General features: G+C 61.9%; 12 protein-coding genes. 4 read left to right on the top strand and 8 right to left on the bottom strand.

The window, feature by feature from the left end:
- Positions 1-111: 111 nt before the first annotated feature.
- Complete coding sequence (locus ASD63_RS06290; RefSeq protein ID WP_034788889.1) at positions 112-621, top strand: DUF1993 domain-containing protein; 510 nt, start codon at positions 112-114, stop codon at positions 619-621.
- Positions 622-706: 85 nt separating this feature from the next.
- On the opposite strand, the gene ASD63_RS06285 is transcribed toward ASD63_RS06290, so the two are convergent.
- The 8 genes from ASD63_RS06285 to ASD63_RS06250 form a co-directional block, all read right to left on the bottom strand.
- Positions 707-2,386, bottom strand: coding sequence for a formate--tetrahydrofolate ligase (locus ASD63_RS06285; RefSeq protein ID WP_034788903.1), 1,680 nt, complete (start codon positions 2,384-2,386; stop codon positions 707-709).
- Positions 2,387-2,549: 163 nt separating this feature from the next.
- Positions 2,550-3,776: a DUF2333 family protein gene (locus tag ASD63_RS06280; protein WP_034788906.1), complete on the bottom strand. Its 1,227-nt coding sequence runs from the start codon at positions 3,774-3,776 to the stop codon at positions 2,550-2,552.
- Between the two features lie 3 nt (positions 3,777-3,779).
- Complete coding sequence (locus ASD63_RS06275; protein ID WP_034788908.1) at positions 3,780-5,069, bottom strand: DUF6638 family protein; 1,290 nt, start codon at positions 5,067-5,069, stop codon at positions 3,780-3,782.
- A gap of 19 nt (positions 5,070-5,088) precedes the next feature.
- A complete protein-coding gene (locus tag ASD63_RS06270) occupies positions 5,089-7,005 on the bottom strand; it encodes an AAA family ATPase (RefSeq protein WP_034788911.1) in 1,917 nt (638 codons plus the stop codon).
- A gap of 2 nt (positions 7,006-7,007) precedes the next feature.
- Positions 7,008-8,156 carry a hypothetical protein gene (locus ASD63_RS06265; RefSeq protein ID WP_034788914.1) on the bottom strand — a complete coding sequence of 383 codons (1,149 nt, stop codon included), beginning with the start codon at positions 8,154-8,156 and terminating at the stop codon, positions 7,008-7,010.
- Between the two features lie 58 nt (positions 8,157-8,214).
- Positions 8,215-9,303: a hypothetical protein gene (locus tag ASD63_RS06260; protein WP_034788917.1), complete on the bottom strand. Its 1,089-nt coding sequence runs from the start codon at positions 9,301-9,303 to the stop codon at positions 8,215-8,217.
- Between the two features lie 221 nt (positions 9,304-9,524).
- On the bottom strand, positions 9,525-9,926 hold the full coding sequence (locus ASD63_RS06255) for a cytochrome c family protein (RefSeq protein WP_034788920.1): 402 nt from the start codon (positions 9,924-9,926) through the stop codon (positions 9,525-9,527).
- A gap of 76 nt (positions 9,927-10,002) precedes the next feature.
- Complete coding sequence (locus tag ASD63_RS06250) at positions 10,003-10,590, bottom strand: thymidine kinase (protein WP_034788924.1); 588 nt, start codon at positions 10,588-10,590, stop codon at positions 10,003-10,005.
- A 249-nt stretch (positions 10,591-10,839) separates the two neighbouring features.
- On the opposite strand from ASD63_RS06250, the gene ASD63_RS06245 reads away from it, so the two are divergent.
- The 3 genes from ASD63_RS06245 (at position 10,840) to choV (ending at position 13,770) form a co-directional block, all read left to right on the top strand.
- On the top strand, positions 10,840-11,796 hold the full coding sequence (locus tag ASD63_RS06245; RefSeq protein WP_034788927.1) for a choline ABC transporter substrate-binding protein: 957 nt from the start codon (positions 10,840-10,842) through the stop codon (positions 11,794-11,796).
- Positions 11,797-11,878: 82 nt separating this feature from the next.
- On the top strand, positions 11,879-12,724 hold the full coding sequence (choW, locus tag ASD63_RS06240; protein ID WP_034788930.1) for a choline ABC transporter permease subunit: 846 nt from the start codon (positions 11,879-11,881) through the stop codon (positions 12,722-12,724).
- Positions 12,721-13,770 (top strand): choline ABC transporter ATP-binding protein, encoded by a 1,050-nt coding sequence (choV, locus tag ASD63_RS06235; protein WP_034788932.1) that lies wholly within the window; start codon positions 12,721-12,723, stop codon positions 13,768-13,770. The genes choW and choV overlap by 4 nt, the downstream gene beginning before the upstream one ends.
- Positions 13,771-13,799: the final 29 nt, after the last annotated feature.

Raw genomic sequence — 13,799 nt, 5'->3', positions numbered from 1 at the left:
TCGTAGCCCAAAAGATACCGGGCTGCGCGCCTTGCAGGAGCCCGCCCCGGCTCCCAAATACGGCGCGAGGAAAATCCACCCGCTTTGCGCCTAATCTCAAGGAAATCTGTCATGGCATTGACGATGTACCAGCTCTCCATTCCCGCACTCGTTCGCGGCCTTGGTGTCCTCACCAAGCTGCTCGACAAGGCAGAGGCTTTCGCTGAGGAAAAGGGCATCCCCACGGATGATCTCGTCCACGCCCGGCTGGCGCCCGATATGCTGACGCTTGCCGGTCAGGTGCAGCGTGTCAGCGACACCAGCAAGGGCCTGGTCGGCCGGCTGACGTCGATCGAAGTGCCCCGGTTCCCGGACGAGGAAAAGACGTTTGACGAACTGCGCCAGCGCATCGCCAAGTCCGTCGCCTTCCTTGAAACGGTGCGCCCTGTCGATCTCGAAGACAGCGACAGTCGCGAAGTCGTGCTGAATTTCCCGAACCTGAAGGTGACGCTCACGGGTGAGGAATACCTGCTAAAATTCGTGCTGCCGAACTTCTACTTCCACCTGACGACCGCCTACGACATCCTGCGCCACAAGGGCGTGCCGCTCGGCAAGGCAGACTTCCTCAGCCTCACCGCCTGATTCCGCCGCGGGAGACCCCCGGACACAAGAATGCCGCGCATCCACCCGGATGCGCGGCATTGTTTTTCAGGCAGGCAGGAAGCGCCTAGAACAGCCCTTCGATGTAGCCCTGATCATTGAGGAAGATCTTTTCCGACGAAGGCACCTTCGGCAGGCCGGGCATCGTCATGATCTCGCCGGTGATCACCACGATGAAGCCGGCGCCGGCGGCCAGCCGCACTTCACGGATCGGCACAGCATGGCCTGTCGGCGCACCGCGCAGGTTCGGATCGGTCGAGAAGGAATACTGCGTCTTTGCCATGCAGATCGGCAGATGGCCGTAACCCTGATCTTCCCAGCTGCGCAGCTGGTCGCGCACCGACTTGTCGGCAATCACCTCGCTCGCATGGTAGATGTCCTTGGCGATCGTCTCGATCTTGTGGAAGAGCGACATGTCGTCGGGGTAAAGCGGCGAGAACTGCGAGTGTCCGCCCTCGGCAAGTGCCGCCACCTTCATCGCCAGCTCCTCGATGCCGGCGGAGCCCTCGGCCCAATGGCGGCAGAGCACCGCTTCGGCGCCAAGCGTCGCCACATAATCCTTGATAGCCTGCACTTCGGCCTCGGTATCGGAGGTGAAGTGGTTGATCGCGACGATGACGGGTACGCCGAACTTCTTGACGTTCTGCACATGCCGGCCAAGGTTGGCGCAGCCCTTGCGCAGCGCCTCCAGATTTTCCTTCCCGAGGTCGTCCTTCTTGACGCCGCCGTTCATCTTGATCGCGCGGACGGTCGCGACCAGCACCGCGGCATCCGGCTTCAGCCCGGCCTTGCGGCACTTGATGTCGAAGAATTTTTCCGCGCCGAGATCGGCGCCGAAGCCGGCTTCGGTCACCACATAGTCGGCAAGCTTCAGTGCCGTCGTCGTCGCAATCACCGAGTTGCAGCCATGGGCGATGTTGGCAAAGGGGCCGCCATGGACGAAGGCGGGGTTGTTTTCGAGGGTCTGCACCAGGTTTGGCTGAATAGCATCCTTGAGCAGCACCGCCATCGCCCCATCGGCCTTGATGTCGCGCGCAAAGACCGGGCTCTTGTCACGGCGGTAGCCGATGATGATGTTGCCAAGCCGCTGCTCGAGATCCCTAAGATCCGCCGAAAGGCAGAGGATCGCCATGACTTCGGAGGCAACGGTGATGTCGAAGCCGGTCTCGCGTGGATAACCGTTGGCGATCCCGCCGAGCGAGCCGACGATGTTGCGCAGTGCGCGGTCGTTCATGTCCATCACCCGCCGCCACGAAATACGACGGACGTCTATGTTCTGCTCGTTGCCCCAGTAGATGTGATTGTCGAGCAGCGCCGCCAGCAGGTTGTGCGCCGAGGTGATCGCGTGGAAATCGCCGGTGAAGTGGAGGTTCATGTCCTCCATCGGCACAACCTGCGCATAACCGCCGCCGGCAGCACCGCCCTTGACGCCGAAGCAGGGCCCGAGGGACGCCTCGCGGATGCAGATGATCGCCTTCTTGCCGATGCGGTTCAGCCCATCGCCGAGGCCCACGGTCGTTGTCGTCTTGCCTTCGCCTGCCGGCGTCGGGTTGATCGCCGTCACCAGGATCAGATGGCCGTTCTTCTTCCCGCGCTGGCGGGCGATGAAATCGGCGCTGATCTTCGCCTTGTCATGGCCGTAGGGCAACAGGTCCTCCGGCGGTATGCCGAGTGCGGCCCCGATCTCCAGGATCGGCTTTTTCTTCGCCGCGCGCGCAATCTCGATATCGGACTTGACCTCCGCCATGACAGTTCCCTCCCCAGGGTCTCGTTTTTACCCGCGCCTTTCAAGGCGCAGTTCATGATACCGGAGCGGGATGAGGAAACGCGTCTGCGGTTTTCGACCCGCGTCCCGCTTGAACTCAAGTAATCGGCAGCGCCCGGATACTCGGGCGCCTTACCGTTCGGTCTTAGCGCGCGAGGATGTCGCGCATCTCGACGATGTTGGAGCGGACGCGCAGCGTATAGAAGCCCATCGTCGCCAGATGCGTCGGCATGATCCAGCCGGCTTCCTCGCCATTGGAGATGATCCATGGCTGGATGCGGAGTGCTGCCCGCAGTTGCTTGATCGTTTCCGTCCAGATCGGCAACAGGCCGCGCTGGGCGACGACGTTGTCGAAGTCGGCACCGGCGGCCGAAAGGATGCCGTAGTAGCCGTAGAGCTGGCCATAGGCGAACCAGAAGCGGTCATCCGCACGCGTGTCGAACCAGCCGCCATTGTGGTTTTCCGAGCGCTCGCGCAGGATCGCCGAGGTGTTGCCGAGGTCGTTGGCGACACGGTCGAGGAACTCGACGAGGTTATCGGAGCGGCCGTCGAAAATCGCCTCACACTTGCTGAGCGAGGTGTTGAAAGACCTCAGATCCTTCATCGCCGCGCGATAGAAGCTCGGCGTCGGAGTTTTCGGACCGAACGGGTTGATCCCGAAGTACCAGGTCTCTTCATCGAACTGCATGTTGCCGCGCGCGCTCTGCAGGGCGTTGTTGATGCCCGAGGTGCCGCGCATGCGACCGAGCGAGTCGACGAGCTCCACGGAAGTACGGCGGATCGCCTGGTTGACCCCGCGCTGGAACGACGCCTTGTTGTCGAGCCAGGGCGTGTCGTCCCAGTCGAGCCCGAAGAGACCGACCTTGTAGAGCAGCATCGACGAGATCCAGGCATTCTCGTTGACATTGAAATCGATGAGGTCGGCGGTGACATCGACGATCGCCGACGTCTGGCACACGGTGCCGGCCGGCAGTTGAACGGCCGCGAGCGCCTCCGGCGTCGATTCCATCGGCTGCGTTGCGACACCCGCAAGGTTGTTGGCAGTGCCGCCGGTCGTCGACTGTCCCGTCGACGTCGCACCGGGGCCGCTCATCGGCGAGCCGGCGGGCACCTTGCGCTCTGCCAGCTTGTACTGGTCGATGTAGTCTTCGTTGAAGTTCGTCCAGGCCTGGGTCTGCCAGATGAAGTAGCCGTAGAACAGGACCAGACCGATGAGGATGAGGCCGATCGGCCCCTTGAGCAGCCAGCTGCGCTGCCGGTACCAGTTGCCCGCCGCCACGAAGGGCCAAAGCAGCCAGGCAACGACGAGCCCGATGCCGCGCCCGATCGCGGTGAAGACACGCTGGAAAAACGCAACGATCGGATCGAACATGTCCTATTCCTCTCTGAGCCCATAGAGCTTGTGGCGGAAGGCCGCCTTGTCTTTCAGATATGTGCCGGTCAGCGTCGCCACAACATACTCCTTGAAGGTTTCGCTATAACGCTCGTAGGCGTCGTAGAAACCTTGCTTGTCGAAGACGAAGCGCGAGACGAAATCGCGGGGCACGAGCTGGGATATCAACCGGTTGACCAGCCACTGGTCCGGATGGGTGGGTGCTGCGCGCACCAACATGAAGCGATTTGCCGGCGCCACGTCCTGCATCCTGATCGTGCCGGTGGCAGCGACCGTGCGGATCATCTCCTGCAGGAACGGATAGGCGCCGTCTTTCGCGACCGCGGCGGCATATCGGTGCATCCAGGTCTGCAGCCAGATCCGGTCGGCATTGGCAAGATCGGCCGTCGGGTCGCTCTCGTTGATCAGCCCGCGCACCACCATGTCTGCGCGGTGCTGATAGAGCCCGGAATCCTCGACCCAGGAGGCCTGCGGCAGTTGCAGCCGCTTGGTCGAGGCGAGGAAATCGTAGATCCGGGCGTGATCGTTTATGGCGATATAGCTCACCTGCCAGGGCCGCGAGCGGCGGAAGCCTGGCACCGAGGGGTCGCAGATGACTGTCGTCGTCTTGTCGTCGAGAAAGACATAGACGCCGCCGAAATGATTGGCCCAGAAGGCTTCGTGATGGAAGACGAGCTGATCCGGCACCAGTGCGTTCTGGCGGATATCGCCGGTCTGCTTGGCAAGCTCGACCATGCGCGTCAGCATCTCGTCGTCGGCCCAGGCCGTCGGCACCTTCTTCAAGCGGTCGACGAGACCACGCAGTTCGGCCGCCTTGCCGAGCATGTCCTCGGCCGAAAGCACCCGGAACCGCACCTCGTTGATCGACAAGAGATCGTCGATGTCGTTTACGACCGAGACCGAATCCTCGATCTCGCCATAGAGCGCATCCTTGATGGTAATCGCGTTGATCGCACGGCTGTTGGCGTTGAAGAACTCGTGCATCAGCGCGGCCGTGTTGGAAAAGCTCGTATGCACGACCGGCAGCTCCGCCTGCTCCGGCGTCATGATGATGAAGCGGCGGTTGACCCGGTTCGGATCGAGGTAGTCCCGATCCCCCAGTTCCTCGGCGATCTCGGGCGAAAAGCCGGTCATGTCGATGCTGAACTGGGTCAGCGCCGTCGATCGCAGGCCAAACCCTTCGAGCGCCTTGTTGTAGCGCGCGATCAGATGCGGCTCGGAGATATCGAGCAGCCGTCCATAGATGAGTTCCGCTTCAAGCAGGCGTTTCATCGGTCTGTTTTTCCTAGCATCACCCCTGCCACCGGCCGTCGCGTTTCATCGCCTCGATCTCGCGGATCGCCTTTTCGCGCTGGCGCTCGCGGCGGATGATGTCGGTGACGGCGGCATCGTCCGACTTGTCGGTGTAGCGGAATTCGCTGTCGGCGTAGCGGTTGATCTCCTGCAGCACCATGTCGATGGTGATCGGACCCCGCAGCGCCTCGATCATCGCTTTCTTCTCGTCATAGCCCTTGTGCATGAAGGAGCCGGCGTCCTTGAACCAGTCATCCGGCAGTTCCACGTCCATTGCTCTCAGCTTGATCGCGTCGGTGATGTTCTTGATCGCCCGACCGGTAAAGCGCGGCTCGGCCTCCTTGATCATGTGCAGATAGGCGCCGACATCGGCCAGCGAGGCGATCGCGCCCTTCTCCTTCTCGTAACGCTCCCAGACAGCGACGAGGCCATCTTCCTTCGGCCGCGCGTGCTCAGCATAGGACTGAGCAACCGCGCGTTTGATCTCCTGCCCCTCGAAAAGCTGGTGCTCGCCAAGCGGGATCTTGTGGTTCTTGCCGACGAGCAGCGCGAAGATGTCGATGTAGTCGTCTTCGGTCTGCGGCCCATCGACCAGCCAGCGGGCGCCAGCGCGCTGGCGCAGCGCATCGTCGACATTCTCCGGGTAGTTGGAGAACATGCCGAAGGTGCAGTTGCCGCGCACCACGGTAGAGGCGCCGGCAAAGCTCTCCATCAACACCGCCGTCACCTCGTGCTGGCCGGCAGAGGCTCGATCGTCGGAGCGCTTCGCCGCCACCTGGTCGACATCGTCGATCGTGCCGAAACCGATCGCCCGCGGATTGATGACGTTGTTGACGAACTCCTTGCAGTTTTGCCCGGACTTGCCCTGATAGGAGGAGATCTGGTCGACGCCGAAGTTCTCGTAGTGGAAGGCGTAGCCGGCGATCTCGCAATAATCGTTGAGCATGCCGGCCAGCATCTGGATCAGGATCGTCTTGCCGGTGCCCGGCATGCCGTCGCCGATGAAGGTGAAGAGGAAGCCGCCGAGCTCGACGAACGGGTTCATCTGCCGGTCGAAGTCGTAGGCCATCAGCATCTTGGCAAGCTTCAGCGCCTGATACTTGGCGATGTGGTTGCCGATGATCTCCTCGGGCTTCTTGAAGGTCATGACCAGCGGCTTGCGCTTCTGGCCGGGTGCGACGTCCAAACCGTTCAGCGTAAAATCGTCCTGGTCGAGCCGGATATGCACGGTCTCGAAGCTCTGCAGCCCGGTAAAGCGCGCCTTGCGGGCAATCAGCCCTTCAATCGCCACCCGCGAGAAGGCCCGCGCCCGGGCGGTCAGCGCCAGATCATCGGGGGCCCCGGCAAGACCGCGATCGAGCGCCGAAATCAGGCTCTTCAGCGCGTCCTGCGGCGTGTCGAACAGGAAGTCGGGCTCGACAGCATCGTCGACCGGCTCGCCCTCGCCCGCCAGGGTCGCGCCGAGATAGGCAGCGAGTGTGAAGGCCGCGACGTAAGCCGAAGCCGACAGCAGCGCCTTGAACTGGTTCGCCTCCTCTCCGCCAAGCGGCGAGGTGGCGTTCTTCGCCTGCAGCTGTTCGAGGCTCGTCTGGCGGGCAAAGACATCGGCAACGGCCAGCGCCACCTGGATGCCGCGGCGCGTCCGGTAGAGCACGGCGTGCTGGGCCGGAGAGAACATCGGGTCGCCCTGGCGCACCGCCTGGATCGTCTTCGTCAGCTCCACCTCGCGCGTGCGCCGCTGGCCGCCAGTCGAAACTGTCGACACGAAGCGCCGGCCGGTGCCGGCAAGCGACGTTCCGGCGGCGGCATCTTCCCGCTCCAGGATGATGAGCTTCGTCACCAACCCTTGCGCCACCGCCTGGTGCTTGGCGATGTCGTCCTCGTGCAGCGTCGTCAGCCCCGTATTGAGTGTCATCGTCAAACCTCGCTCACGACCTGGTTGCCCGAAATGACATGCACCTTGTAGTCGCCGAACACCTGTTCCGCCTCGCCGGCGGCATAGAGCGCCTGGTAGGCGTCGTGCGGCACCAGCGCGTGCTTCTCGTAGGAAGAAACCCCCATGCGCGTCGCTTCCAGATTGGCGGTGTCGATGTGGAATTCTTCCTGCGCCGGGGTCGACGACCAGAAGCCGCGCTTGGCCGGCCGCTCCGATTTCGAGAAGACCTCCTGCACCGTCCAGGTCAGGAGCCAGGCGTTCTCGGTCTTGCGTACCTTCGAGAGGATGTCGTTGATGCGCGCATTGTTCTCGGTGATCCCGGCCGAGTAGAACGGCCCGAGCACGATGCGACGCAACTGCTTCGGATGCAGCTCGTCAAAATCCTTGTCGAGATTGGTGGCGATCGTCACCGGTGTCAGCGAATAGCTACTGTTCTTGGACGCAAAATCGTCAAAGCGGCTGGCAAGCTCCGGATTGAGCAGGCCGCCAACCGGCAGAGGAATTTCCACCTGCGGGTTGAGCTTGCCATCAGCGGTCACCAGCATGTCGACGATCTTTTCCGAGGAATCCTCGATCGTCGCCATGTAGACCATCGGCAGAGTATTGGCCCCGTCGAAGGCGCCCCAGCTCACGATATAATAGGGCCGCATCGTCTTGGAATTGACGGCGACACGGATGGTCTCCGGCAGGATGAAGGGCGAAAAGATCTCGCCCTTGCCGATCTGCTCCAGATAGAGCCGCTCGGCCATGCGCGTCTGCAGCGCTTCCGGAAACGCCTTCTGCCTCAAGATGAAGTCGACCATCTCGTCGCGCAGCGCATCGGCCGATGGAATATCGGCCAGGCGCTTCGTCGCCGTCTGGCGATCGTTCTCCAGTTCCAGCACGTTCTGAAAGACCGGAAAGCCGCTTTCGGCGCGCGAAATCCGGAACTGGTCGACGAAGCCGATCCGGTTCTCCCAGCAGTCGATCGAGGCCTTCAACCGACCAAGATAGGGAACGATCACTTCACCGACGACGGTGTTGCGATAGAGCGGCGAGTTGCGGTCGCCGAGAAAGAGCTCAAGCCCGGCGAGTGCCGCGTGGATCGACGCGAAATACTGTGCGACAGCGGATGAAGCCGCGACCTTCATGCAAATCCCCGTGGCGCGTGCCGAAAGGCAAACTCGGTTCGGATCATGCGCCGCCCGTTCACTGCTTCACGTAATTGGCAGTGTTGTGCTTGTCCATGACAGCCTGGAAGCGGCGGGCAAAGGCATCGTCTGCCAGCTTCTTGCGGCGCTGGATATCCTGCGTTGAAAGCATGTTCTTTTCATGCATTTCCAGGAGATCGCCGATGTGGCGTTGCGCTGCGGCACCGATGCCGGCCATCGTCTCCTCGGCGGCCGTATCGACCTGGCTGCCGAGCGTGTTGATCTTGTGGGCGACGTCCTGCTGGGCGGCGGTCTTCAGCGAATCTTCCAGCGCCTTGTAGAGCACGATGCGCTGCTCGGTATCGATCGTCAGCTTGTTGATCAGCGTGTTCTGCGCGGCGATCTGGTTGTTGAGCGAATCGACGAAGGTCTGGAACATCGAGGTATAGCGCTCGAGCGTCTGGCTCTCGGCCAGCAGTTCCTGTTCCTTGGCCTGCTTCTCATTATATTCGGTCGCAAGCGCGGAGCGCTCGCCTTCGAGCTCGGTGCGCACCTTCTGCTCGATCGAGGCGGCGATGCGGTTTTCGATGTCGAGCAGCAGCGGGTTCAGTTCCTCGATGCGCTTCTGCACCGCTTCGAGGTTCGCCATCGTGCCCTTGCGGCGCTCGATCACCTGGATCAGGCTCTGCTCCGAAGTCTTGTAGCGCTGGTCGAGGATCGACTTCTGTTCCTTGAGGATGCCGACGATCATGTCGGACTTGGAAAGCAGTTCCTGCAGGTTGCCGGCAAGCGACATGTTGCGCACGCGGTCGGTGCGCATGCGCTGCATCTTCTGCTTGGAGAAGATGCCGATGAACTTCTCGTAGCCCGTATAGTTCTTCATGCTCTCGAATTCGGAGCCGAAGACATTGGTCGCGTCTTCGAGGCCGATGATCAGGTCGGCGATGTTGGCTTCCATCACCTTTTGCTGGTTGATCACGTCCTGGATGCGGGCATTCTCGATGTCGAAATTGACGTCGCCAAGCTTGGTTTCGGCCTTGGCGAACTGTTCGAGCACGACACCTGATTGTTCGAGCTTGCCGCGCATCTGCTCGACCACGCCCTTCGTCTTTTCGATCTCCGCGTCAAAATTCTGAAGAGTCGCCATGTCCTGCCCCTCGGTCCACCGCGGCGATATCCGCCAGCCCGGCTGAATTATTCAGCCTTCGATTGCAGTTATATAAAGGGTGTTTACCGAAAGAGAACAAGCCTTTCCCGGCAGCTTTTTGATCAGCCACCACAGCGAAGTGCTTGAGATATCGACGGCATTGCCGCGCGCAGGTCCAGGAAAGATGGGAAACGGCTTTCCGTCCGGGGTTTGCGTCGTCCCTATTTGGCAGCCGGCGACGCCTTCAAATAGGCAATCACGTCGGCGATGTCCTGCGGCTTCTTCAGACCGGCAAAAGCCATCTTGGTGGCACCGACCATTGCCTTGGGGCTCAGCAGGTATTCGCTCAACGTCGCCTCGTCCCAGACGCGACCCTCAGCGCCAAAGGCCTTCATTGCATCGGAGTAGTTGTAGTCGGCGACGGATGCGGCCGGACGTCCGACGACACCCATGAGGCTTGGGCCGACGCGGTTTGTCGGCTCGCTTGCCGTGTGACAGGCCGCGCATTTGCGAAAGACGGCAGCGCCAGCCGTAGCGTCGCCGCCGGCATGGGCGACCGTTACGCCAAGACAGAGTGTGCCAAGACAGAGCGTGATGGAAAGGCTGGTGACGAGACGCAACATCTAAGACCCCTGGCGTGCGATAGAGCGGAGAATGACATCGCGCGCGTGGCGGTTTCAAGCCGCCACGACGCCGCACTCACTCGCAGCGCATCAGGTCGTCCCAATGGCGCCGGCAATAGGAGACATATTTCTCGTTGCCGCCAACCTCGACCTGGGCGCCCTCGCGCGCGACCTTGCCCTCACCGTCCAGGCGCACGACCATCGTCGCCTTGCGGCCGCAATGGCAGATGGTGCGCACTTCGCGCAGCTCGTCGGCAATCGCCAGCAGCGCCATCGAGCCCGGAAACAGCTTGCCCTGGAAATCCGTACGCAGACCATAGGCCATGACCGGAATGCCGATGCGGTCGGCGACGCGGGCGAGCTGCCAGACCTGCCCCTCATTGAGGAACTGCGCCTCGTCGACGAAGATGCAGGCGATCTCGCCTTCGCCATCCGAGTGCAACCGATCGATCAGCCCATAGAGATCGTCGTCGCCGTGAAAGGGAATGGCGTCCGCACCAAGACCAATGCGGGAGGAAATGCGGCCGACGCCGCCCCGGTCGTCATGGGCGGCGATCAGCATCACCACGCGCATGCCGCGCTCCTGGTAGTTGTAGGAGGCTTGCAGGAGCATCGTGCTCTTGCCCGCATTCATCGTCGCATAGCTGAAATAGAGTTTGGCCATAGTCACCGCGTCCGGTTTTTCCGTTTTTTGGGTAATGACGAGGCTTGGCCGGGAAGGCCAGAGCCCGTTTGCAGCACCCACAGTTTTTCGGCGGACTAGACTATTTCGTGGACATTGCGACATCGAGCGTCGCATCGTGCACCCCGCCAGCATATTGACGCAATACACTTCCTCCGACATCAAAGCGCTTGAATTCGCTATCCAATGGTGTTTGGCTAAAACAATAATCGAGGCAGGGGAACGACAACGATGAAAAAACGACTCTCTCTCAAACTGATACTGGCAGGCGCCGTTTCGGTCGTCGCCATCACCGCTCAGCAGGCTGCAGCTGCCGAGCCGGAAAGCTGTGGCACCGTCCGTTTCTCCGACGTCGGATGGACGGATATCACCGCGACCACTGCCACCGTTTCCACCGTTCTAAAGGGCCTCGGCTACCAGACCGACATCAAGGTTCTCTCGGTTCCGGTCACCTACACCTCGCTCAAGAACAAGGACATCGACGTCTTCCTCGGCAACTGGATGCCGACCCAGGAAAACGATGTTCGTCCCTTCCTCGACGACAAGTCGGTCGAATCCTTCGGGCCGAACCTGGTCGGTGCCAAGTACACGCTGGCGACCAACGCCAAGGGCGCCGAGCTCGGCATCAAGGACTTCAAGGATATCGCCACCAAGAAGACCGAACTCGACGGCAAGATCTACGGCATCGAGCCGGGTAATGACGGCAACCGCCTGATCATCGACATGGTCGACAAGGATACCTTCGGCCTCAAGGGCTTCGAAGTGGTCGAATCCTCCGAGCAGGGCATGCTGGCGCAGGTCGCCCGTGCCGAAAAGGACGGCGCGCCGGTTGTCTTCCTCGGCTGGGAACCGCATCCGATGAACGCCAACTTCAAGCTGACCTATCTTTCGGGTGGCGACGACATCTTCGGCGCCAATTTCGGCGGCGCGGAAGTCTTCACCAATGTGCGCGCCGGCTACACCACCGAGTGCCCCAACGTCGGCAAGCTTTTGACCAACCTCAAGTTCTCGCTCCAGATGGAAAACGAGATCATGGGCAAGATCCTGAACGACGGCCAGGAGCCGGACAAGGCGGCCGAGGAATGGCTGAAGGCCAACCCGACTGCCGTCGATCCGTGGCTCGCCGGCGTGACCGCCAAGGATGGCGGCGACGGCTTGGCCGCAGTCAAGGCCGCGCTCGGCCTCTGATCGGCATCAAGGCGGGGAATGACCCCGCCTTTTTTCACCGCGTCATGCGCTCCTTTTTGACCTGACGAGACGGATTACCTTCGTGGAATATCTGACCGATAACCGCATCCCCATCGGCGGCTGGGCCAAGGCATTCGTCGACTGGCTGACGACGAATTTCGATTTCTTCTTCGACCAGCTCGCCCGCTTCCTTCAGGCCGTCGCCGACTCGCTGCTCTGGGTGCTTTATGCCCCGCACCCGCTGATCGTCGTCGCCGTCATCACCGGGCTCGCCTGGTGGTTCCGCCGTTCGATCGGCATAACGCTGTTCACCGGCCTGGGCCTGCTCCTGATCATCAACCAGGGCTACTGGAAGGAAACGACGGAAACCCTGGCGCTTGTGCTCGCTGCCACCGCCGTGAGCATGGCCGTCGGCGTGCCGCTCGGCATCGCAGCCGCCCGTCGCCCATGGGTCTACGCCGTCATGCGGCCGATCCTCGACCTGATGCAGACGATCCCGACCTTCGTTTATCTGATCCCGGCGCTGATCCTCTTCGGCCTCGGCATGGTTCCGGGTCTGATCGCGACCGTGATCTTCGCCATTCCCGCACCGATCCGGCTGACGCGCCTCGGCATCATCTCGACGCCGCCGTCGCTGGTGGAAGCCGCACAGGCCTTCGGCGCGACGCCCGGCCAGGTATTGCGCAAGGTGGAGCTGCCCTTTGCCATGCCGCAGATCATGGCTGGCCTCACCCAGACCATCATGCTGTCGCTGTCGATGGTGGTTATCGCCGCGCTCGTCGGCGCCAGCGGCCTCGGCGTTCCGGTCGTGAGAGCCTTGAACACGGTCAACATCGCCAAGGGCTTCGAAGCTGGCCTTTGCATCGTCATCCTGGCGATCATTCTCGACCGCCTTTTCCGCTCGTCCGACGAAGGAGAAGGCGCATGACCAACGCCGTCGTTTTCAAGAATGTCGACATCATCTTCGGCAACAACCCTCAAGTCGCGCTGCAGATGGTCGACCAGGGCAAGACCCGCGACGAGATCGGCGCCGAAACCGGCCTCGTGCTCGGCGTCGCCGGCGCCTCGCTCGAAATCACCGAGGGCGAGATCCTCGTGCTGATGGGGCTTTCGGGCTCCGGCAAGTCGACGCTGCTTCGCGCGGTCAACGGCCTTGCCCCGGTCGTGCGGGGCGACGTCGAGGTGAAGACCGCAAATGGTGCGCTCAATCCCTATCGAACCAATCCGAAGTCGCTGCGCGACTTCCGCATGCACACGGTCTCGATGGTGTTTCAGCAGTTCGCGCTTCTGCCCTGGCGCACCGTCGCCGACAATGTCGGCTTCGGGCTTGAGCTTGCCGGCATGCCGGACGCCGAACGCAAGGCGCGCGTCGGCGAACAGCTCGAACTCGTCAATCTCTCGAAATGGGCGGGTCGCAAGGTCAACGAGCTTTCGGGCGGCATGCAGCAGCGCGTCGGGCTTGCCCGCGCCTTTGCGACCGGTGCACCGATCCTGTTGATGGACGAGCCGTTCTCGGCCCTCGACCCCTTGATCCGCACCCGCCTGCAGGACGAGTTGCTGGAGTTCCAGCGGCGGCTGAAGAAGACCATCATCTTCGTCAGCCACGATCTCGACGAGGCCTTCCGCATCGGCAACCGCATCGCCATCATGGAGGGCGGGCGCATCATCCAGTGCGGCACGCCTCAAGATATCGTCAAGAACCCGGCCAACCAGTATGTCGCCGATTTCGTCCAGCACATGAACCCGATCACCATGCTGACGGCGAAGGACGTGATGCAGACCGGCGTCCAGCGCGGAGTGACTGTTGCCGGCGTGACCGCGACGGCCAAGCCCACGACACCGCTCGTCGACATCCTCGACGCCATGTCCCGCCAGCCGGGCAGCATCGGGGTCGTCGACAACGGTTCCGTGGTCGGTACGATCGACGCCCAGGATATCGTCCAGGGACTGACGCGCCACCGCAACAAAAGTTGACGAAGCCGCTCAACAAGCCAATAAAAGCC

Origin of the sequence: Ensifer sp. Root558 (assembly GCF_001427045.1) — a bacterium.
GTDB lineage: Bacteria > Pseudomonadota > Alphaproteobacteria > Rhizobiales > Rhizobiaceae > Ensifer > Ensifer adhaerens.
Note: the sequence above shows the minus strand (reverse complement) of the source record. Positions and strands in the feature narration are given on the sequence as shown.